General features: G+C 36.0%; 17 protein-coding genes and 1 tRNA gene. 5 read left to right on the forward strand and 13 right to left on the reverse strand.

The features are described 5' to 3' along the window. Nucleotides 1-101: 101 nt before the first annotated feature. The 4 genes from nadD to ACSHWW_RS01205 form a co-directional block, all read right to left on the reverse strand. Nucleotides 102-689 carry a nicotinate (nicotinamide) nucleotide adenylyltransferase gene (gene nadD / locus ACSHWW_RS01190; RefSeq protein ID WP_435680575.1) on the reverse strand — a complete coding sequence of 196 codons (588 nt, stop codon included), beginning with the start codon at nucleotides 687-689 and terminating at the stop codon, nucleotides 102-104. Continuing rightward, nucleotides 676-1275: a guanylate kinase gene (gene gmk / locus ACSHWW_RS01195; protein WP_435680576.1), complete on the reverse strand. Its 600-nt coding sequence runs from the start codon at nucleotides 1273-1275 to the stop codon at nucleotides 676-678. Before gmk ends, nadD begins: the two co-directional genes overlap by 14 nt. Then, on the reverse strand, nucleotides 1275-2150 hold the full coding sequence (locus ACSHWW_RS01200) for a YicC family protein (RefSeq protein WP_435680577.1): 876 nt from the start codon (nucleotides 2148-2150) through the stop codon (nucleotides 1275-1277). The genes gmk and ACSHWW_RS01200 overlap by 1 nt, the downstream gene beginning before the upstream one ends. Nucleotides 2151-2216: 66 nt before the next feature. Further along, nucleotides 2217-2804, reverse strand: coding sequence for a Crp/Fnr family transcriptional regulator (locus tag ACSHWW_RS01205; RefSeq protein ID WP_435680578.1), 588 nt, complete (start codon nucleotides 2802-2804; stop codon nucleotides 2217-2219). A gap of 337 nt (nucleotides 2805-3141) precedes the next feature. Here ACSHWW_RS01205 and ACSHWW_RS01210 point away from each other — a divergent pair, with 337 nt between their 5' ends. Genes ACSHWW_RS01210 through hemF form a run of 4 tightly spaced genes read left to right on the forward strand, consistent with a single transcriptional unit; the run spans nucleotide 3142 to nucleotide 6511 of the window. Further along, a complete protein-coding gene (locus ACSHWW_RS01210; protein WP_435680579.1) occupies nucleotides 3142-3804 on the forward strand; it encodes a uroporphyrinogen-III synthase in 663 nt (220 codons plus the stop codon). After that, nucleotides 3797-4816, forward strand: a complete 1020-nt coding sequence (hemE, locus tag ACSHWW_RS01215; RefSeq protein WP_435680580.1) for a uroporphyrinogen decarboxylase — start codon at nucleotides 3797-3799, stop codon at nucleotides 4814-4816. The genes ACSHWW_RS01210 and hemE overlap by 8 nt, the downstream gene beginning before the upstream one ends. Before the next feature lies 1 nt (nucleotide 4817). Continuing rightward, nucleotides 4818-5606 (forward strand): EI24 domain-containing protein, encoded by a 789-nt coding sequence (locus tag ACSHWW_RS01220; RefSeq protein WP_435680581.1) that lies wholly within the window; start codon nucleotides 4818-4820, stop codon nucleotides 5604-5606. 2 nt (nucleotides 5607-5608) lie between these two features. Beyond that, entirely contained in the window at nucleotides 5609-6511 is a 903-nt protein-coding gene (gene hemF / locus ACSHWW_RS01225; RefSeq protein WP_435680836.1) for an oxygen-dependent coproporphyrinogen oxidase, read from the forward strand. Nucleotides 6512-6667: 156 nt separating this feature from the next. On the opposite strand, the gene ACSHWW_RS01230 is transcribed toward hemF, so the two are convergent. The 4 genes from ACSHWW_RS01230 to ACSHWW_RS01245 form a co-directional block, all read right to left on the reverse strand. Beyond that, nucleotides 6668-7120, reverse strand: a complete 453-nt coding sequence (locus ACSHWW_RS01230) for a 6-pyruvoyl trahydropterin synthase family protein (RefSeq protein WP_435680582.1) — start codon at nucleotides 7118-7120, stop codon at nucleotides 6668-6670. Continuing rightward, nucleotides 7117-7251 carry a hypothetical protein gene (locus ACSHWW_RS01235; protein WP_435680583.1) on the reverse strand — a complete coding sequence of 45 codons (135 nt, stop codon included), beginning with the start codon at nucleotides 7249-7251 and terminating at the stop codon, nucleotides 7117-7119. The genes ACSHWW_RS01230 and ACSHWW_RS01235 overlap by 4 nt, the downstream gene beginning before the upstream one ends. A 117-nt stretch (nucleotides 7252-7368) precedes the next feature. Continuing rightward, a complete protein-coding gene (locus ACSHWW_RS01240) occupies nucleotides 7369-8706 on the reverse strand; it encodes an MATE family efflux transporter (RefSeq protein WP_435680584.1) in 1338 nt (445 codons plus the stop codon). A gap of 15 nt (nucleotides 8707-8721) precedes the next feature. Beyond that, complete coding sequence (locus tag ACSHWW_RS01245; protein ID WP_435680585.1) at nucleotides 8722-12084, reverse strand: T9SS type A sorting domain-containing protein; 3363 nt, start codon at nucleotides 12082-12084, stop codon at nucleotides 8722-8724. A gap of 94 nt (nucleotides 12085-12178) precedes the next feature. On the opposite strand from ACSHWW_RS01245, the gene ACSHWW_RS01250 reads away from it, so the two are divergent. Then, nucleotides 12179-12252: transfer RNA gene (locus ACSHWW_RS01250), tRNA-Ala, on the forward strand. A gap of 11 nt (nucleotides 12253-12263) precedes the next feature. On the opposite strand, the gene ACSHWW_RS01255 is transcribed toward ACSHWW_RS01250, so the two are convergent. The 5 genes from ACSHWW_RS01255 to ACSHWW_RS01275 all read right to left on the reverse strand — a co-directional run bounded on the left by ACSHWW_RS01255 (nucleotide 12264) and on the right by ACSHWW_RS01275 (nucleotide 21831). Beyond that, nucleotides 12264-13097, reverse strand: coding sequence for an alpha/beta hydrolase family protein (locus ACSHWW_RS01255; RefSeq protein WP_435680586.1), 834 nt, complete (start codon nucleotides 13095-13097; stop codon nucleotides 12264-12266). Next, nucleotides 13098-15833 (reverse strand): PD-(D/E)XK nuclease family protein, encoded by a 2736-nt coding sequence (locus ACSHWW_RS01260; RefSeq protein WP_435680587.1) that lies wholly within the window; start codon nucleotides 15831-15833, stop codon nucleotides 13098-13100. A 95-nt stretch (nucleotides 15834-15928) separates the two neighbouring features. Continuing rightward, nucleotides 15929-17302, reverse strand: a complete 1374-nt coding sequence (locus tag ACSHWW_RS01265) for an OmpA family protein (RefSeq protein WP_435680588.1) — start codon at nucleotides 17300-17302, stop codon at nucleotides 15929-15931. 113 nt (nucleotides 17303-17415) lie between these two features. Continuing rightward, on the reverse strand, nucleotides 17416-18612 hold the full coding sequence (gene kbl / locus ACSHWW_RS01270) for a glycine C-acetyltransferase (RefSeq protein WP_435680589.1): 1197 nt from the start codon (nucleotides 18610-18612) through the stop codon (nucleotides 17416-17418). 51 nt (nucleotides 18613-18663) lie between these two features. Then, the gene (locus tag ACSHWW_RS01275) at nucleotides 18664-21831 is read right to left on the reverse strand and encodes a UvrD-helicase domain-containing protein (protein WP_435680590.1); all 3168 of its coding nucleotides are present in this window, start codon (nucleotides 21829-21831) and stop codon (nucleotides 18664-18666) included. Nucleotides 21832-21879 lie beyond the last annotated feature (48 nt).

Below are 21879 nucleotides of genomic sequence, written 5' to 3' on the forward strand. Positions count from 1 at the left end.
ATTCAAAACTCGCTAGCGTAATGGACTTGTAAGTAATGTATAAATACTTTACAGTCATTATGCAGGGTAGTTATCTAATAGTAGATTAATACCTAATACTTCTACTCATAAAATCCCATCTCATCGATATATTCATGTACTCTATGATGCAAGAAATAGCGCAAATCTTTTCCTTCTTTAATACCATTACGTATCATAGTAGAAGAGATTTCCATGATAGGAGCATCTATTCTTGTAACACTTTTATGTTCTAGTAAATCTTTAGGGATATCGCCTTTAGAGATTCGAGGATAAACTATAATTTGATAATCATCAAGCAATACTTGATAGTTTTTCCATTTGTGAAGACTTTTTAGATTGTCTTCTCCCATGATAAGCGTGAATTCATTATCGGGATATTTCTCGCTTAGATGAGCTAGTGTGTTTACGGTATAATTGGGTTGTGGTAAATTGAACTCAATATTACTTGCTTTAATCTTCAAATAATCTTCGGTTGCGATATGAACCATATGCAATCGCTGGTAATCATCGAGTAAGGTAGCTTTCTTTTTATGAGGATTATGAGGTGTAACTACCATCCATATTTCCTTGAGATTGCTGTTTTCTATTAAATAGTTTGCAATCGCAAGATGACCTATATGTACAGGATTATAAGTTCCAAAATAAAGACCAATGTTACTCTTCTTCATTTGCGCCTACTCTTTTATGAATAAAATCTCTCACGACATCTTCTGCCTGCTTTTTTGCAAGTTCTAGATCTACATTTTTAATGATCACGTCAAACTGTGGTGCTGTAGCCATCTCAGTACTTGCCTTTGCGACACGCATGGCTATCTTTTCATCAGTCTCTGTTTTACGTTTTTTAAGACGTATTTGAAGTTCATTAATAGAAGGTGGTTTTACAAAAATAGAAATACAGCGTTCTGGAAATTTTTCCTTTAAACGCAATCCACCTACCACGTCTATATCAAATATCACGTTTTTACCTTGAGCCCATAAACGTTCTACTTCACTTTTTAAGGTGCCATAAAATTGATCTTTATAAACCTCTTCAAACTCTATAAAATCGTTTGCCCGTATTCGATTTTTAAACTCTGGAATTCCTAGAAAATAGTAATGCACACCATCTATCTCGCCTTCACGAGCCTCACGTGATGCTGCCGATATGGAAAAGGCAAGATTTAAATCCTCTATACTCAATAAGTGTCTTACTAATGTAGTTTTTCCAGCGCCCGATGGTGCACTGAAAACGATAAGTTTAGGCTGTGCAGTCATTACAATACGTTCAACATTTGTTCTTTAACTTTCTCTAGCTCATCCTTCATTTGTACAACAATTTGTTGCATCACCGCGTGATTTGCTTTACTACCTATGGTGTTAATCTCACGTCCTATTTCCTGACTTATAAAACCTAGCTTTTTACCTTGAGATAAAGGAGCATTCATGGTTTCTATAAAATAATCTAGATGGTTTTTAAGACGTACTTTCTCCTCTGTAATGTCATATTTTTCTAGGTAGAAAATCAGCTCTTGTTCAAATCTGTTTTCATCTACCTTTTCTTTGATTTCGCTTACTGCTTTTTCTAATCGAGTGCGTATATCTGCAAGACGCGAAGTATCTACATCAATAACCTCATTTAATAAGTTCGTGATGTTTCCTATGCGCAATTCAAACTCGGCAGTCAGTGTCTTTCCTTCATCGAGGCGATAGTTATTTACTTCAGCAAGTGCTTGTGTAGCCGTGTTTACTATAGCTTCTAGTTCCTCTGGTGCAACTTCATCTATTTGAGAAGCAAATACATCTGGAAATTTAGTGGCTATTTCTAGCAGTTTTCCATCTTCAGTATTTCCTATAAAATTGAGACCTTTCACTTCACGTAGTTGTTTGATATACGCTTCTACCACGACAGTGTTTAGTTGTGGAACGTTATCTACACCTGTGCTTTCTACATGAACGGCAAAGTCTATTTTACCTCTTAAAAGTTCCTTTGCAGCGAGCTGTCTTAAAGCAAGTTCTTTCTCTTTATAGGCACTTGACATGCGCATGTTAAGATCCAGATTTTTACTGTTTAAGGTTCTGATTTCTACGGTAATTTTTTTATGAGCCAGTTGAGACACACTTTTACCGTAGCCAGTCATAGATAATATCATATCACTTCATAATTTAATAGAAAGCAAAGATAGGATAATATAAAATCAAGGAATAGAAGAGTGGTATTACTTTGCCTCTTCTAGTTTGCTACGCAGTCGACTTAACGATTGCTGTCTTATACCTAAAAAAGAGGCGACCTCTTTAAGAGGTAAACGATCTATGATACGAGCATAACGTTCTATAAAATTTTTATAGCGTTGTGTAGCATCACGACTTATCATTCTGGATTTTTCATCTACTAATGTGTGATAACTACGAAGCATAAGTTTATGAAATGCCGGTGATAAACCTGGATACAATCTATTCATATATTCAAAATCTTCATATTTGAAGAATACTATTTCAGCTGCTTCTACACAATCTATTTGAATGTTTGAAGGTTGTTGTTCAATAAAACTCATCATTGAGGTGATGATTTCATTTTCTGCCACAAATCTTATAACGTGTAAGTCACCTTTTTCATCAATGATGCTAGCCTTTAAAATTCCTTTTTTCACAAAGAATATCTTAGTAGCAGTATCCCCTAAATATAAAAGTGTTTCTTTTTTTCGTATTTTCTTTACTTCTAGCAGGCTAAAAATTTCACCTACATATTCAATGCTAGGTGTATTTTCACCTTTAGCCAATTCGTAAAGGAATGGTGGTAATTCCATAATTATTCTAAATATTTACTCTTTTCGCATCTAAAGATGCTGCAAATAATTAAGACTTCCTATCGTTTGTGTTATAATTATTATACATAAATAAACACAAAATAATGATTATAAGCATTTTAAGCACTCAATAAACACTTTCTTGATTCTTATCCTTTTTATAGACTAAATGCGGTATTGAACGTATTTAAAGATAATTTGTAGGAATTATTGTTCAAGTATAAATTCTGTCAACTTTACCATTAAATGCATCAAATTCTTACTAAGAAAGACAGCAGCTTTAGTTATTTTTATACATAATTAATCGTTTAAAAAAGCGATTCCTTACGACCATAAATTGAATATTAATAAACGCGTTTTATCCACTAAATTACTTAATGAGCCTCAGTCTGAGTTGCTACTGGCTACAGGACTTGCGATGGTACATTTTAATATTTTGAATATTAAGATGTTGAATCCATCTATGGATCATGCAGTATTGCATCATATTATTATTACAAGTTCAAATGCAGTTGAAGCTCTTAAATCTATTCAAAATAAGGATCAGCAATTCTATGTGGTAGGAGAAAAAACAGCACTTGAAATTCGTGAGTTGGGTTTTTCTGTTAAAGAAGTTGCGCAAAACGCTGCCCAACTGGCGCAAAATATCATTGCTAAATATAGCAAGCATCATTTCACCTATTTATGCGGCGTGCATAGACGTGATGAATTACCTCAAGCACTTTCAACGACACAAATAAATTTTATGGAGGTAAAAGTCTACGATTCTGTTGTGGTAGAAAAGTCATTTGATTGTATTTTTGATGCGGTATTATTCTTCAGTCCTCGTGGTGTGCACGCTTTCGCGAAAGCGAATCCACAAAATCTCCATCTTGCCATATGCATAGGAGAAACTACAGCCACTGCTGCTAGAATTTATACTCAAAACGTAAAAGTGGCACATAAAACCACTGTCGAAAATACCATAGTCACCGCTGTAAAAGCACTACTCAATGATTAAAAACGATTTATTTTTAAGAGCACTCAAAGGAGAAACTGTAGAAAGACCACCAGTGTGGATGATGCGCCAGGCAGGTAGATACTTGCCAGACTTTATGAAGCTCAAAGAGAAATATGACTTCTTTACACGTTGTCAGACTCCAGAACTCGCTACTGAAATTACAGTAATGCCTATCAAACAAATAGGTCCTGACGCTGCGATATTATTTTCAGACATTCTAGTTATTCCTCAAGCGATGAATATAGAAGTAGAGATGAAAAATGGGGTAGGACCATGGTTGCCTAATCCTATAAGAAACGCGGCAGACCTAAATAGAGTGGTCATTCCAGACGTAGCAGATTCATTAAGTTATGTAATGGATGCTATCGATATGACTAAACAAGAACTCAATAATGAGGTCCCATTGATAGGTTTTGCTGGTTCTCCATGGACGATTTTATGTTATTGTGTACAAGGTCAAGGAAGTAAAAACTTTGATAAGGCTAAAGAATTTTGCTTCACGCAACCCGAGGCTGCTCACGAATTATTACAACGCATTACTGATACTACAATCGCTTACTTAAAATTAAAAGTTAAACATGGCGTGAATGCTGTGCAAGTATTTGACTCTTGGGGCGGCATGTTATCTCCAGTAGATTATCAAGAATTCTCCTGGAAATATATTCAGCAAATTGTTGATGCGTTGAAACCACATACTGAGGTAATCGTTTTTGGTAAAGGATGCTGGTTTGCACTAGGTGATATGGCAAAAAGTGGTGCTGCAGCACTAGGTGTAGACTGGACTTGTAGTGCTCGTAATGCACGTTACCTAACAGGTGGAAATATCACATTACAAGGTAACTTTGATCCGTCAAGATTATTCTCTCCACCAGCGACTATTAAAAAGATGGTGAAGCAAATGATTGACGAATTTGGTAAAGATAAATTTGTGGCAAACTTAGGTCACGGGATATTACCAAATATTCCAGTGCGCAATGCACAAGCATTTGTAGACGCAGTAAAAGAATATTAAAATGTTTAAAAACATCATAAAAGGTCTCAAAGCATATGCAGATGGGTTTGCTCTCATAGGTAAGTTAAAGCTGTGGCAGTTTTTTATGGTGCCTATGATTATAAGCGTTTTTATTGCAGGACTAGTAGGACTTGCAGCTTATGGATTATCTGACAACCTTGCAAATCTCGTTTCTCGTTTATGGATATGGGATTGGGGAAAGGAAAGTTTTCATGTGGTAGCAGAATGGATTAGCGCACTAAGTATTTTACTTCTAGGATTTATACTTTATAAACACTTAGTAATGGCGCTGAGCGCACCATTCATGTCGCCCGTTTCTGAACGCATTGAGAAACATCTTTATCCACATGCTCGTGAACACGTTAAACATCGTGACACGTCTAATATGGAGCAATTATGGCGTGGATTGCGCATCAACTTGCGTAATATTATTTACGAATTTGGGATTACGATTCCGTTATTATTGTTAAGTTTTATTCCTGTAGTAGGTATCTTTTTTACCATTTTAGCTTTTATAGTTCAGGCTTATTATGCTGGTTTTGGAAATATGGATTACACGCTGGAACGTCATTTTACGTATCGCGATAGCATAGATTATGTGAAGCGCCATCGTGGGATTGCTATAGGAATAGGTATAGTGTTTATGGGAATGCTTTTTATTCCTGTTATAGGAGTGATTTTAGTATTGCCGTTTTCAGTAACAGCAGCTTCACGTGTTACACTTGAACATATGATTGCCGAAGAAAATCTGGAGCTTCCAGATGCTCAAAAGCCTCAAATTAACGCTTAATGATTAAGACAAAGTTTTATAATTTCATAAAAGAACTTCAAAACACCATTACCTCAAAACTTGAAGAAGTTGATGGTACAGCTACGTTTCAAGAAGACCAATGGCATAGAGAAGAAGGTGGCGGCGGTTTTACACGAGTGATAGAAAATGGTGCTGTATTTGAAAAAGGTGGCGTGAACATAAGTGAGGTTCATGGACCGTTACCAGCAGCAATGCAATCTTATTTTAAAGTAGGCGATGTAGATTTTTACGCAACTGGATTAAGCCTGGTGATCCATCCGGTAAATCCTCATGTTCCTACGGTTCATGCAAATTTCAGGTATTTTGAAATGTATGATAAAGAAGGAACGGTAGTAGATTCATGGTTTGGCGGTGGACTAGATTTAACACCATATTATTTATATGATGAAGATGCAATCCATTTTCACCAAGTGTGTAAAACAGTTTGTGATGAACATGATGTAGCAAATTATCAATCTTTTAAAGAGAAATGTGACGCTTATTTCCACAATTCACATCGAGGTGAAGGTCGTGGAATAGGTGGACTTTTCTATGATTACTGCAAAGCAAGCGATGCACATAGTATGGAAGACTGGCTCGCTTTTCAAAAAGATATGGCTTCTCATTTCCTTGATGCTTATGTACCTATCGCTCAAAAAAGAAAGAGTTTAGAGTATACTCCAGCGCAACGTGACTGGCAAGAAATACGCCGTGGACGTTATGTAGAATTTAATCTTGTTCATGATAAAGGAACATTGTTTGGTTTAAAAACAAACGGTCGCATAGAAAGTATATTAATGAGTTTGCCACCTCACGTTCAGTGGCGTTACGACCATCATCCAGAACCTAATACACCAGAGGCCGCGCTTGTTGAAGTGTTGAAGAATCCTAAGGATTGGGTTTAAAGCTCAACGTTTAAGGTTCAATGCTAGCAACAAATTGTTGTGCTGAGCTCATTTACACATTCCATTGAGTATTATAAACTAAAAACCTCACAGGTCTTCAAGATCTGTGAGGTTTATTTATTTGAAACTGAAAACTGCCTATTAAAATATTGCTAGTTAATTTTGATCACTTGCATGCCACTCAGCATAGCTGGTTTCTGTCTCGCGCAATCTTAGAGAAAAAAGCTCAATATTTTCGGGAAGTCTGTTTTTAATTTTATCGGCAAAATCTAGAATCATCATTTCACTGGTAGGTTGATAATCAGCAAGGATGACCTCATGACCGCGTTCTGATAATTCTTGAGCAAGTTCTACATGTGGTGTGTTTTTATTAAACACTGTAGCATGATCAAACGGATCTACAATCTCTTCTTTTACTATCTTTTTCAAGTCTGTAAAATCAATCACCATTCCATGCTTTACATTGCTAGAATCATCGATAGGACTTCCTATAACGGTAACGGCGAGTTTATAACTATGGCCGTGAACGTTACGACATTTCCCATCATAACCATATAAAGCATGACCAGTTTCAAAGGTGAATTCCTTAGTAATTCTTACTTTTTTCATCGTCTTGATTTCCACTTGTTATAGCCTACTACTACGAGCAAAATTATTGCTATGACTAGAAATATTCCTGAACCACCCATAAATCGAGATAGTTTAAAGAACCAGTTATCGTCTATAATTAATTGAAACATGGATTGTAGTTTGTGGCAAAGATATTGGAAAAATTATGCTTTTTGTTGTTATGCTTTCGCGAAAGCGGAATTAAAAAATCTCTATCTATAATTAAAGATAAATTTGATAGAATGATGTTACTGCTCCATCGCTTTAATACGTTGATAAAACTTGAGAGAAAGAATGAGCGCTCTGCCCAGCATCCAAAGAGTAAAGGCAATCCATACAGCGTAGAGTTGAAAATTAAAGTAATCAAAAATGAGCAACGCAGGAATGAAAACGAAAGCTGTTAAGGAAAATAGCAGATTGCGTAAGTAAGGCGCCTCGCCCCAACCTTTAAAAATCCCATCAAACACAAAGGCGACCGCGTTAATAGGCTGCATGAGCAATACTATCCAGAATGTGCTGAGGAATATTTCAAAAACTGCAGTGCTGTCCGTGAATTGTTGTCCTATGAATTTATAAAAAATCGTACAAATAGATACTAATATTAATGCGACAATAATCCCGTAGCGAGTAGTCATTTTACCTAAATACTTAAGACCAGTGACATCTTTTGAGCCTAGTAATTTACCACCTAGAGCATTTCCAGCATTTGCAAATCCATCCACAAAGAAGGAGAAAAAGAGCCAAATATTCATAAGAATCGCATGTGCAGCACCATATTCCTCACCATAGCCAGTGGAAAATCTATAGGACATAAAGATGGCCACATTTATGGCTGCGGTACGTAGAAAGAAATTTGCTGTGAGACTTACATGTGTTTTAAGTTTGGGATGTGGTTGCCACTTGAGTTGATGTAAGTTAAACTCAGTATGATTATATAAAAAGTATAGCGCAATTAACAACATGCTCAATTGAGCGACTAGACTTGCATAAGCAGCGCCTATAATACCATATGCCGGAATGAAGTCTGTAACTCCATATACAAGTAAATAATCCAGAACGATATTTAAAACCGCTCCAGTTATACTCGCAATCATGGCCCAAGAGGTGTTTTGTAGACCTCTAAATATTCCGAATATGGCAAAAGCACTAAGAGTCATAGGAAATCCTATGGCTCTAATTTGATAGTAAGAGACAGATAAGTCTAGCGCTAATCCTTCAGCATTATAGAGTGTGAAAATCCATGATGCTAGTGGTGCAGTTATTAAATAAAGTAATATACCCAATGCAATATTTATCCATATAACTTGAGGTAAAAGTGAGTGGATTTTGTCAAGATTATTACTGCCCAATGCATTTGAAACTATACTTGAAATAGAAGTCTTAGTCTGTGCAAGTGTCCAGATAATAGCGCTTAAAAATGAGCCTACTAAACCTACTGCAAGCAGACCTTCCACAGCGTTAGTTTTCATGTTACCTATAATGGCAACATCTGTAAGACTAATTAAAGGCTCAGCTATTCCAGCGATAATTGCTGGGATGGCGAGCCTTAAAATATCTTTAGGCGCAATAGAATGTGATTGTTTCAATCTCTAAAGTGCCAACTATTTTATAATTATTTTTTCAGCTGCTACCGTTCCGTCTTGGGTTGCCTTTAGAATATAATTTCCAGAACTTAAGGTAGTTTCTATTGTATGGATTCTTTGATTAGTAATATCAGAACTGTAAACTTTCTGACCTAAAAGATTGTAAATTTCTACCTGCGCCATTCCAGCCTGATTCAAATTCACTTGAAAAGTACCGTTGCTAGGATTAGGATATACTTTAAATAGTTTACTTTCTTGTTCAAGCGTGCTCAAAGTTTGATTTGAGAACTCAATGCTGAAACGTCTCACATCACTACTCAATGGATCATTTGCATCTATAGTAAAAGCGATGCTAGTCGTTGCATTATTTACTAATTCATAACGCATATTTTCATAATTATCAAAGAGGTATGCATTTAGCGGAGCACCACTCATATGAATAAAATAAGTATATGAATTATCGCGATAGTTAGTATGAATTAACTGTATTGATTCTTGATCATTAGGTAAGGCTCTTTCTGCAATGCTGTAATTCAATCCATTTTGTTCAATGGAGGTAGACTCGTCTATGTTATTCAGTTTTTGAGCATCATTTATAGTTATAGCATTTGAGAAATTATTATCAAATATCATATTGAAACCATCGAGGATAGTTGTTCCATTTCCGTTTTTAAGTAGTGCGCTTATTCTCATGGTACCATGAGCGCTGTTAACGGCAAGATTACCTTGGTCTAGAGCTTTGTCAGCTTCAGTAAAATTGATAGATGCTGCACCGTTTGCAGCGGTTTGCACAAAGAACGCTTGGTTAGGTTGCGCATATTGATTTGCAGGACTTCCAGAGTTGCTAGAAACTTTTGTTACTGTGTTAATAGTTACATATGCTCCATTAGTATTAAGATTAGGGTCCCATATATAATAAGAAGGAGCTAGATTGCTACCACTTCTCGTGAGTACAGCTTCCATATCAACAGGTGCTTGATATGGATTTCCTGCAAAACCAAAAGCATTTGCCACATTACTTAATGCAGGACCTGATGTGTTTCCTGTACTGAGTGTACCAGTTGCACGCACTGTTGTTTCATTTACATTACCACCACCAGTAAGTAATGAAGGATCTCTATCACCTCTAACAAATAGTCGATAAGCATTTCCAGCTGTAAGAATGTCTCCACTTGCGTTTGTGCTCGTCGCTGCTATCCAGCCATTTGAGCCTGTATTATCATAAGTGAATAAAGAAGGATTTCCACTTATAGTTGTGTCAAAACCATTTGCTCCAGTGGTACTACCAGATATATGTGTTCCTATTCCAGCTACAAAAACACCATTCTCCTGCCAGTTTTCAAAAATGCTGGAACTAGTTGTTACAGATGGAGACATGAATCTAAAGGCTCTTTTTGCAGGATAGTATCTCTCGACGATTACATCACCATTGATGGTTCCTTCAAACGCATCAACATGTGCGGTTCCATTTGCTGTACTTTTCATTACTAAATTACCATTAGTATTTAAAGTGCTACCGTCGTTATTAAAACTTGTTATAACTTCAACTGGCGCGTTTAAATTAATAGAAGTTGAATTACTTAATTCAAACTCATTAACTGTTATGGAACTACCATTAATTGATTGATTAGTATCACCTTGCATAGAGAGATAATCAAATGTTGCTGTTCCATTATTTGTAAGATTACCATGAAGTAAAATTTCATTGCCACTTGCAGTGCTTAATGTTGCATTATTATCAATAGTCATATCTCGAGTTCCTATTTTATCTGTCACAGACGCAATACCATCTTGCGCAGTTATAGTTGAATTAGGGTTAAAAGTACCACTTGGATCAAAAGGTGTCCAGCTTGAGTTTGTATAGATAAAATTACAATCTGCAAGTTCCATAGCTGGTGATCCACATGGCGCTATACTTGTGCTTTTATCATTAATATAAGTTGCGCCTTCTATATCTGCCTCATCTATAGATCTACTCTGAGATCCATTTGCGATGGAGAAATGCATCACTTTTGTAGGGTCGATTACATGTCCTAATTGTTGGGCATGACCTATTTCATGTAACATAACAGACTCAAAGTCATATTCAGAAAAATCTAATGAAGTAGATGATGCTCCACCATCACGATAATGCCAGTTGATGGCATCATTAATTACAACGTCCATCTCATCAACAAATGCTGTTAATTGATTATTAATAATACAGCCCGAAGCACGAGTAAGTACAAAAGCTAATGTTGTAGAACCTGCAGGTAAATCATTGCCATCAAATTTTACAACATTTACAAAATCTGAGCCTGAACTACTTGGATTATCAGTATTTGCACTGTTTTGAGCGGTAAGATCAGTTCCACGTACAAAGTTGACACCAGTAGTACATCTCCACTTTTCATAAATATCATCTAATGTTGCACTTGCATCTGGCACTGCAACAAAACCTGTAGCATAATCAAAGTCATAACCACCAGAGTTGTTATCATTATAGAGACTCACTTCTGCTACTGCGTTTCCTGTGCTTAACCCAAATGTAAAATTCACATGATTATAACCAATAGCAAGATTTTGTGGCGAAACACCACTATTACCAGTATCTTCTAACACTGCGATGGGACCATTTCCAGCACCACTAGGAACTTGAACTATTATCTCTGTATCATTCCAAGATATAAATTGAGTATTATCTGGTGGTACATTTAGACTACCACCATCATCAGCATTTGAAAAAACCACAGTTCCACTTCCTTGTGTTGCCCCAAATCCAGATCCATTGATAGTAATCACATCACCTACACCAGCATTCACAGAAAGAGGAGATACGTTTGTAATACTAGGTGTTCCCATTTTTGATAAACTAGGAGTATAGTTGAAATTAATCGGAGCTACGCGACGATAAGAATTTCTTGTTATTGCAGTAATTTCATTAAATAATTCAGTTTCTATATTATCCCATTGATTAAGAGCAGAGTAAGCTCTATAATCAGGTTGAGAATATCTTATGAAAGATTGTGAACCAGCGATGGTTTGATAAGTTCCATTTTGATAATTCTGTAACGTAAAAATACCTTTGTCATTTTTAAAAAGCTCTAGGGAAGTGGTCACCTTATCTGCTTTAAGACCTAGAACACCACCTTTTGTGATAATATCGATTGTTGAAGGTATGTTAGATTGATTTTCCTTAAAAAGTTTTGTGATTTCAACAGTGTTTCTGGTTAGAATCATTGAGGATTCATCTATTTGAAAGGTTTCTTGCGCAACAACTTGTCCTTCTATTACAAGATCTGCAAGCACAATTCGCTCATTTAAAGAAATAGGTTTCATTCCACATTGAGCTTGAACGTATCCTGAAATTAGTATGATTAAGAGAATTGATAATCTTTTCATGGTATGGAGTTTAAAATGGGTATAAAAGTAAAGGTAATTTATTGAAAATGCTATATTTACATCGCTTTCGCGAAAGCGTAACACTACAATTTTTGGGGAATTAGCTCATTTGGCTAGAGCGCTTGCCTGGCAGGCAAGAGGTGACCGGTTCGATTCCGGTATTCTCCACTTTTGTTTTCTTAATTTAGAAAATTAATTACACACTGAGTCGTTTGTCTTAAATCTTTAGGTAAGATGTCGTGATTCCATGGATGACTTGCTCCAAATGTATGATTTGCATTATGAATCGATTGTAGCTCTGCTCGAGGATTCCATTGATGTAATTGAAGAGCCTCGTTAAAAGAAACCACTATATCATTTTTACCGTGGACAATTAAATGTGGTATTTTTAAATTTTCAACGGAATTTTTAATAGTGAGCATTTCTTTGTTTTTTTCAAAATCTTCAAAAAACTGAAAATAATGAGGCATTTCTTGATGAGTGCGCCCATTTTTCACATGATAAACGCCACTTTCTTTCCATTTGTCAAAAGTGTTGTCTTTAGGAAATCTCGATTCATAATCACTTACTCCAGCAAGAGTAACTACCTTTTTAACAAGTTTATTTTGCGCAGCACAGATACTCACTATTCCGCCAGCTCTGGAGTGCCCGATGAGGTAAATTTCATTTGTGTTTGCAATTTGTTTTAAATGAGTTTGCGTCCAGTCGATAACAGTATTTAAATCATCTAGTTCTTTACTGTAATTATTATTCCCAAAAGCTTCTAAATCTGGAAAGTCAATGGGGTTTTCCATAGTACCACCATTATGCGAAAAATTAAACTTCACAAAGCAGAATCCAGCGTTAGCATATGTTTGAGCCATAAGATTCCAAGCACCCCAATCTTTAAAACCCTTATAACCGTGGGCAAAGATGATTATGGGTTGATCATTAGATTTACTTGAAGTGAAGTAATCCAGTAGGATAGGCTTTTTTTCTCCTCTTTCAAGGATATGGTTTTTAACAACTTTCATTTAAGCAGGTTCTGATAAAGGAATCTCTGGATTGTAGAGTTCTCTGATAATCTTATGTAATTGTTCTTCAAATTTTTGTAGTTCGCTTTCATCTACCATTTTTGGTTGATATTTGCCAGACTTGATTTGATAAGGAATAAAACCTGCTTTAAAATTCTTAAAACTGATGATTCCTGGGCTGCATTCTGTAAATGGATTATTTCTAGAAAATAGGTAAGCGTACATGAGTACTTGAAAAGCTTTGGACTTCTCATAAGTTTCAATTAATTCATCATACCCATCTTCATTGAGTCCTACATTTTTAGGCTCTACTTTCCCTGACTTGTAATCTATAATTCTTAAGACACCATCTAGTTGATCGATGCGATCTACTTCTCCGTGTATTTTTACTTGACCTATGGAATCAATGTCGATAAGCGTTTCATATCGTACTTCAAGTTGTTTGATAATTAAATCGCTGCCATTTTTTATTAATCCAGCGTCATGAGCTAACATTTTATTTATATAGTGTCTCGCAACTTCATACATGATGGTGTTTTTCCCTTGAGGTTCTTTGGTTGTTTTATAGCTGTCTAGATAAGCTTTGTGAATTACTTGATCTATTTTTTCTCGCATATTTTTAATATGCTGCGCATCTAGAAGTTGATTCACGTAAGGCAGATATAAAGCTTCTAGTGCTTTATGAATCATAGTCCCCATAGTGTTTGCTGCCATATCTTCTTCTACTTCCTCGGCTTCATTGATTTTTAATATTTTACTTCGATAAAATTCGATAGGATTATAAATGTAGCTGGTAATACTAGAAGGAGAAAAACCAGATCGAGCGATTTGAGCTAGTCTATTAAAATAGAACTCATCTTTTGGTATTTCGAGTATTGGGGTTTTAGTTGTTTTTATTTTGTTGGCGTAGAGAACATTCTTAAGATGATGTGCTTCAATCTCATTACTTTCTATTTGCATCAAGAATCTACTTTTTTCTCCACCACCTAAACTATCGGGTTCTGAGTTATAGATGAGGTGTGCTGTTTTACAACGCTGTAATAATCTATAGAAGTGATAAGCATATACACTATCCTTATCTGAATAAGTAGGTAAACCGAATTTCACCTTCATATCATAAGGAATGTAAGAAGCAGTCGATTTTCCCGCAGGTAAAACACTCTCATTTACAGAGAGCATAATAATGTGCTCATAATCAAGCGCACGTGTTTCTAGTAATCCCATTACTTGTAAACCTTTAACAGGTTCACCTATAAAGTCTAGTTTTCTTTGCGGTAATAATTGTTTGAACAAATAATGGATGGTCTTTACATCAGTTACTTGATCTTGATTCTTTACTATGGTGGATAGTTGTTCTATGACACTATGAATACCTAACAGTTGCTCTAATTCCAGTCTGCGATTACTTACTTCAGTTAGTTTTACTTTAAGGAATTGAGAGATGTTATTAATAAAGTGAATTAATTCACTAGCATTCTGTGCAGGCTTAAATAATTCTTTTAAAAAAGAAGATTCTTGATTTTTAAGAATATAATTTAATGGTAGAAAAACCATATTTTCTTTATGAATCTCTTTGAGTAAGGCTTGAGAACCAGAACTATCGATAATTACGGCAAAGTGAGATTCTAGAATATGCACTACGTGCTTGTAATAAAATCCGTGCTCGTTAAAACTTATTTTAAGTGCTATTAAGTGATTGAAAAAACTAGCAATAGGAGTTTTGTCAAGTGTTAATCCCATTGTAATATTGAGGTGACTCACTAAATCGGGAACGGCACTGAGTACTGGTAACAATAACGCTTCGTCTGCAAGTACTAGAGCTGTGTTATCCAGACTTTTATCACTTTCAATTAATTCTTGAATCATTTTCCCAGCAACTTGCGCCATACCTATGGAGCCTGATGTTCCTACAATAGTAATTTTCTTTTCTTTTTCAAATTCATTTGAGCTGAGCTGGAAAGGATTTTTTTCATAGTAGGACCATTCAGTTTTATACTTTCTTAAAAACCTACCAGCCTCGTGATATTCATTTTCTTGAAAGTAATTATCACTATCCCAGTAAATATGAGCATGATTACTTTCTAGAAATATTTTAATTATTTCTTCTTCTGATTTATTGAGTGCATTGAGTCCTAAAAACACAATAGGTTGCTCAGCGTTATAGTCGTTCACCTTTTGAGGTGCTTTTTCATACGCTAACCTGTAGGCCAGTCCTTGATAAACTAGTTCTTTTTGAATACAGTCCTGAGTGAATTGATTATAATAAATCTCTAGTTTTTTCCAAAAGTGAAGATACTTTTGAACCATTTCAGTTTTAGGCTCTAGAATGGACCAGTGACCTTTTTCAAGTTCTTTGAGGTTTCCTAGAAAATTAAAAAACTCTTGTGGTTCAATTAAAAACCTATCTATTTCATTAAAGTCTTTAAGTATAGTAGGTGCCCAAGAAATAAATTCATCGATATGATCTTGATGATCTACGTCTTCTACTTGACAATAACTTTTATAAAAGTCAAAAAGCAGATCGATGTCTGGTGCAATTTCTACTTGAGCTACGTGACTTATAAAATCTTCTACACTGTAAACAATAGGTTCAAAAATTGGTTTTGATGTATTGCTAGCAATTACTTTATTAAGAAATGTAGCAACTCTGCGACTGGGAACAACATAGCTACATTTGCTAAGGTTATAGCCTTTGCTTTTCAAATCTTCAGTAACCGTATGTAAGAAAGTTTTCATTGGTACAAGATATCAATTAAGAATGATGAGCAAAAAATTTAGGCATAAAAAAAGCGCCACTGAAAAGTGGCGCTTTTACTATTATTAAAAATCAATTAGTTAGCTAAGTTGATTTCTACACGTCTGTTCTGAGAACGACCTGCTTTAGTTTTGTTATCAGCAACTGGGCGAGCTTCACCGTAACCTACTGAAGATAATCTGAATTCATCAATTCCATTTCCAACTAAGTAATTCTTAACCTCATTTGCACGAGCGTCAGATAATCTTTGGTTAGATGTAGCAGAACCTACACTATCAGTGTGTCCATCTACAGAGAATTTAGCTGAAGGGTATTTCTTTAAAATTGCAGTAATGTCAGCAAGAACTTTTGCAGACTCAGCTTTTATAGATGCTTTACCTGTATCAAATAAAATTGTCTTAGCATATTGATTCAATTGCTCTTGTTCTTTTACAGTTGGAGCAGCTGGCTTAGGACAACCTTGAAGTGAAGCAATACCAGCAACATCTGGACATTTGTCATCTGCATCTAGTACACCATCACCATCTCTATCTGTAGGACAACCATTGTTTGATGCTGGACCTTTTACAGTCTTACATTTGTCTTTACTATCTACAACACCATCACCATCAGTATCAGGATCTGGACAACCATTGTTATAAGCAGGACCTGCTTCATTCACACAGTTATCATCTTTGTCTAAAGTTCCATCACCATCAGTGTCAGGACAACCCATAGTTTCAGCTGGACCAAAATCGTTAGGACAGTTGTCTTTACTATCTTCTATGCCATCTTTATCAGAATCAGGACAACCCATGAATTGCTCTAAACCAGCAACTGTAGGACAGGCATCTTTATCATCGTAGATTCCATCACCATCAGTGTCAGTTCCACCCCAAATAAATTTCAATCCTGCAACATGCTGGAAGTGCTTAGGGTTTGCATCTTCAAATGCGTGCTTGTAAGTAGTCTGTAAGTTAAAAGCAAGACCTTCAGTTAAGTGAATGTCAAAACCTACTGTACCGTTAAAAGTTCCAAAACCATCAGAATCTAACCAGTTATAACTACCACCTACACCTACGAAAGGATCGATGATACCGTCTTTTTTAATAAGATTGCGGAAGTTGTACTGTAATCCACCATCTAAACTAGTATAAGCTAATTCCTTAATTCTTGTGTCACCAGCTGTAGTAATTTGATTTACTGAAATTCCTCCAGTTGCAACGATTCCATCACCTACGTAGTATCCTAATTGAAACTTAGATGGGAAAGGCATAATGTTGTAATGTGATGTATCAAAGAATTGACCGAAATAGTCACCTAATCCTTGATCAGCTTCACCTACTGGATGAAGATCAATAGCGTTTACACCTATTGCAAATGACCATCTGTTACCTTCATCTTGTGCATTAGCACTAGTTGCTCCTATAAGAACAGCACATGCTACTAAAATTTTAAATATGTTTTTCATGTTGGGGTTTTTTATTAATCAACGTAGCAAAATTACTCGCTTATTGCGCTCTCACAAATGTTTATTGCATAAATTTTCCTAAAAATGCTGATTTTCTGTTAATTTCTCTTAATTTATCGTATAACTCCTAGTTCTAAGCCTACTTTCTTGAAAGCTTTTATCGCTTTGTCTAGGTGTTCTTTTGTATGAGCAGCACTTAATTGTACTCTTATTCTTGCTTTTTCCTTAGGGACTACAGGAAAAAAGAATCCTATAACATATATTCCTTCTTTCAAAAGAGCATCTGCCATGTTTTGAGATAATTGAGCGTCATAAAGCATTACTGGAACAATGGCGCTTTCTCCATCCATGAAGTCAAACCCTAATTCTTTCATTCCTTTTTTAAAGTATGCTGTATTTGCCTGTACTTTATCGATAAGATCTGTGCTAGAATCTATTAATTCTAGTGCTTTTATAGAAGCACCTACTATAGAAGGAGCTAGTGAATTACTAAATAGATAAGGTCTAGATCGCTGTCTTAGAATTTCAATAATCTCTTTACTTGCAACTGTATAACCACCCATAGCACCACCTAGAGCTTTTCCTAAAGTACCAGTGATAATATCTATTCTACCCAAAACGCCCATTGCCTCAAGCGAACCACGACCTGTATCACCTAAAAATCCAGCGGCATGACATTCATCTACCATTACCAGAGCATCATACTTATCAGCTAAGTCACAAATTTTATCTAGCGGTGCGAGAATTCCATCCATAGAGAAAACTCCATCTGTAACTATTACTTTAAAACGAGCACCGTTCTCAGTGGCTTGAATTAATTGTTTTTCTAGATCAGCCATGTCTGCACTAGCATATCTGTAACGAGCTGCTTTACATAAACGTACACCATCGATGATAGATGCGTGGTTTAAAGAATCAGAGATAATCGCGTCTTTTTTTCCTAATAATGGTTCAAAAACTCCACCATTTGCATCAAAACATGCTGCGTATAATATGGTGTCTTCACTACCATAAAAATCAGCGAGTTTTTGTTCTAGTTCTTTATGGATATCTTGAGTTCCACAAATAAAACGTACAGAGCTCATTCCAAAACCATGTGAGTCCAGCGTATCTTTTGCAGCTTGAATAACTTCAGGATGTGATGATAATCCTAAGTAGTTGTTTGCACAAAAATTAAGCACTTCGCTTCCATCATCTAAGGTAATTACCGCACCTTGTGGAGATGTGATGATACGTTCCTTTTTAAATAATCCTTGATTTTTTATTTCTTCAATTTCTTTTTGAAGATGCTCTTTCATACTACTATTCATAGTTCTTTTTTTATAAGGTTTCAAAGGTAATAAACTCTTTACTGGTCCTGTTTAGTTCCATACGAGTTCTTCTAGCTTATCTGTATAAATTAATATTTTGCTTTTAATTTTATAATCCATTTCTTGAAGTAATGCGGCATAGTAATCCAGTTGATCTCTATGTTTCTCCTCAACCGCTCCAGTTTTGTAATCTATGATGGTCACCATATCTTGATCTATAATTAAACGATCTGGAATGAACTTTTCCCCTGTAGGAGTTAAGATTCCTCTTTCATTGAGTACTGTTAAATCAGTATGGAAATATTTCTCAAAATGTTGCGCACTCAGTATTTTTTGAAGTGTTTCTTTTAGCTCTGCTTTGAAATCTTCATCTATAAATGTGTCTCGATCTATTTTATCAAGCACTTGTGGTAAATCTTTTACTGTTTCAATTAAAGACATGTAATCATGGAGCACATTACCTTTATTTATGGATTCTTGGACACCACTTGCCCATAAGGTTCCACGTCGTGTAGAAAAATCTGCACGGTTGTTGGAGGCGCTGGATTTATAATTCCCCAACTCGAGAGTTGGTATAGATTCTTCTTGAGCAGATTGCCTTCCAGTCTCGCCTAATTGGTAACTTGAGGATTGATCATTTTCAATGGCTTTGAGACCTTTACTTTCCACATATCTTTTAAGGAGCTGACTATAGGTGAGTGATCCTACTTTTAGCGATTTGGACTCTGCGATGTCCAGTCCACAAATATATAGTTGCTCTGCGGCTCTTGTAAACGCTACGTAGAGACCGTTAATTTGATCCATTTGCGTTTTATGAATATGTCGTTCATAAATACTCGCCGGTTCTTCTGGATAAAATTGAGCTTCACTCGACAGTGACATATAAAGATGATTAAAATCTTCATAAGCTGCTGGATTCACTGTTACCCAATCTGTTGGGTTAATAGAAAAATTGAGGCGTGTATCGCAGTACGGAACTATTACTACCGGGAATTCTAAACCTTTTGATTTGTGAACGGTCATAATTTGTACCGCTTGAGGATCTGGAGTGGCAGGAACGCTTAATTTTTCTTTCTTCTTTTCCCAGTGTTCTAGAAATAATGATAAAGAGACGTCATACCCATTTGAGAACTCAAATACGAGTTCTAGAAATGATTGCAACCTGAGATCTTGCTCGTTAAAAAGTCCCATAGCTTGTGCTGTGCGCTCTGTGGCTGTGAATAGAGGCGCTTTCGCGAAAGCGTACTCAACACCAGCATGTTCACTATCAAATAACTCACTGATGATATCTTCAATGGTGTTATTAACATATGTAACCACAAATTCATTAATACCAATTATCTTATGATACTGAGCATATTGTAAAAGAAAATTGAGTTTTAAAACGTCCTGATCTGGCTGATGTGCCATTTTCATAAACTCTACCAGCAACTGCACGCGTGGTGATGCCTGGACTAATAAACTATCGCCAGAAACCACTGTGATGTCCTGTTTTACAAGATATTGAGCGAGCTCGTGACCTTGTGTATGCTTGCGCACGAGAATACATATGTCGCCCAGTTGAAATCCTTGAGCAACCACTTTTTCAATCAATCCATGCACGTGCGGTGGATAAGGTGTTGCTAGATCTTCATCTTCTTCATTAAAATCTGCTTCTTTATCTAGAAAATCTATTTGAACATAGCCACCTTTTTTATCGGTGGTGTTTTGATGCAGGTAATTATGATACAGGTCTTGATAAGGTGGATTGTTAAGGTAGTCACCAAAAAAGCTAAAAAAACTATTGTTGAATTCTATAACATCATCATAACTGCGCCAGTTGAATTCTAGTGGCTCATTAATTTTTGCGAGATCAAATAATTTTTCCTCATTGAGCAATCCCAGAAACTGGTCTGCATCTCCACCACGCCATCTGTATATAGACTGTTTTGCATCGCCCACGAGCATTAGGGTACCGCTGTTGCCATACTCATCCTGACTTTGTAAAGCATTACTAATCAATGGCGTCATGTTTTCCCATTGCATGCGTGAGGTATCCTGAAACTCATCAATAAAATAATGACGGTATTTTTCTCCTAATCGTTCATAGATAAATGGCGCTGGCTGATCTTTAATTTGCTGTGCTAGAATACCGTTGAACTCATAAATAGGAACGATTTGCTCTTCTTTTTTAATGTTGTTGATTTCATGCAGCAGCTCATTCAACAATGAAAGCGGCACGATACTTTTTATAATATTCTCATGGAACTTGATATAACCATAAGCAGACTTGTAAGCGTTTCCAAAATCGGCCAGATCACTTGCTAGACCATCGATGGCATCTTTAATATTTTGTTTTTGACCTTTGGCATATAGATTTCCTTCTACGAGATCTCTTATGGAAGCGGCATCTGGTTTTACGGAGAAGTCTTCGTTTGATGTTTTTACAACAGCACTAAATACACCGTTTTTACCTCTTAGGTAGTCTGTAGGGTCGATTCCTTGCTGTGCTGATTGCTCCACAAGATTTTTAGCGAGCTGAATAAGTTGGTTTTTTAGGTCCTTATTTTTAAGCTTTAGGTTTTGCTGCAATCGATCAAAATCTGCTGCGGTTTTATGTTCTAAGGATTTGAGGTATTTATAGTGGTTTTCATTTTTAATTAAGGAAGAGATTTGCATTAAGTCATAAGCAACGTCCCAGCTTTTATCATCATCAATTTTAGAAAGAGAAAATTCTACGAGTCTTTTAGTAAGTTCTTTATCTGTTCCTGCTCTGGCGAGTAGGTTTTGAATGGCTTTATTAATAAGTGAATCTGTATCCAGTTCTACTTCAAAGCCTGGTGGTAAATCGATGTCCTTTGCAAAGGTTCTCAACACGCGATGGTTGAACGCATCTATAGTCACAATATCAAATGCTGAATAATCATGCAACAATCGCTGGTGGATTTTAATCGCTTTTTTAGTGAGATCATCTTCAGTTAATCCTGTAACTTCTTGAATATGCTTGAAAATCCCTATGCTATTACTAGGAACTGGTTGTTTACCAAAATTATGTAAATGCTCCAGCACACGTTCTTTCATCTCAGCCACAGCCTTATTAGTAAACGTCACCGCTAGAATCTTGCGGTAATGGTTATGAAACTGAGATTGAAATAACAATGTGAGATAGTCACGTGCTAGGGTATAAGTCTTTCCAGAACCAGCACTGGCGCTATAAAATGTAGTAGGAGATGCGATCATACTCAAAGGTAAGTAAGCTCGTGTAAAAAGTCATAACTCATTATTAAG

Source organism: Nonlabens sp. (assembly GCF_051251825.1).
GTDB lineage: Bacteria > Bacteroidota > Bacteroidia > Flavobacteriales > Flavobacteriaceae > Nonlabens.

Bases quoted from the DNA above. Each gene is read 5' to 3' on its own strand.
- nadD (WP_435680575.1), bottom strand. From the start codon at position 689: ATGAAGAAGAGTAACATTGGTCTTTATTTTGGAACTTATAATCCTGTA.
- gmk (WP_435680576.1), bottom strand. From the start codon at position 1,275: ATGACTGCACAGCCTAAACTTATCGTTTTCAGTGCACCATCGGGCGCT.
- ACSHWW_RS01200 (WP_435680577.1), bottom strand. From the start codon at position 2,150: ATGATATTATCTATGACTGGCTACGGTAAAAGTGTGTCTCAACTGGCT.
- ACSHWW_RS01205 (WP_435680578.1), bottom strand. From the start codon at position 2,804: ATGGAATTACCACCATTCCTTTACGAATTGGCTAAAGGTGAAAATACA.
- hemE (WP_435680580.1), top strand. From the start codon at position 3,797: ATGATTAAAAACGATTTATTTTTAAGAGCACTCAAAGGAGAAACTGTA.
- ACSHWW_RS01220 (WP_435680581.1), top strand. From the start codon at position 4,818: ATGTTTAAAAACATCATAAAAGGTCTCAAAGCATATGCAGATGGGTTT.
- ACSHWW_RS01230 (WP_435680582.1), bottom strand. From the start codon at position 7,120: ATGAAAAAAGTAAGAATTACTAAGGAATTCACCTTTGAAACTGGTCAT.
- ACSHWW_RS01235 (WP_435680583.1), bottom strand. From the start codon at position 7,251: ATGTTTCAATTAATTATAGACGATAACTGGTTCTTTAAACTATCTCGA.
- ACSHWW_RS01245 (WP_435680585.1), bottom strand. From the start codon at position 12,084: ATGAAAAGATTATCAATTCTCTTAATCATACTAATTTCAGGATACGTT.
- ACSHWW_RS01255 (WP_435680586.1), bottom strand. From the start codon at position 13,097: ATGAAAGTTGTTAAAAACCATATCCTTGAAAGAGGAGAAAAAAAGCCT.
- ACSHWW_RS01260 (WP_435680587.1), bottom strand. From the start codon at position 15,833: ATGAAAACTTTCTTACATACGGTTACTGAAGATTTGAAAAGCAAAGGC.
- ACSHWW_RS01265 (WP_435680588.1), bottom strand. From the start codon at position 17,302: ATGAAAAACATATTTAAAATTTTAGTAGCATGTGCTGTTCTTATAGGA.
- kbl (WP_435680589.1), bottom strand. From the start codon at position 18,612: ATGAATAGTAGTATGAAAGAGCATCTTCAAAAAGAAATTGAAGAAATA.
- ACSHWW_RS01275 (WP_435680590.1), bottom strand. From the start codon at position 21,831: ATGATCGCATCTCCTACTACATTTTATAGCGCCAGTGCTGGTTCTGGA.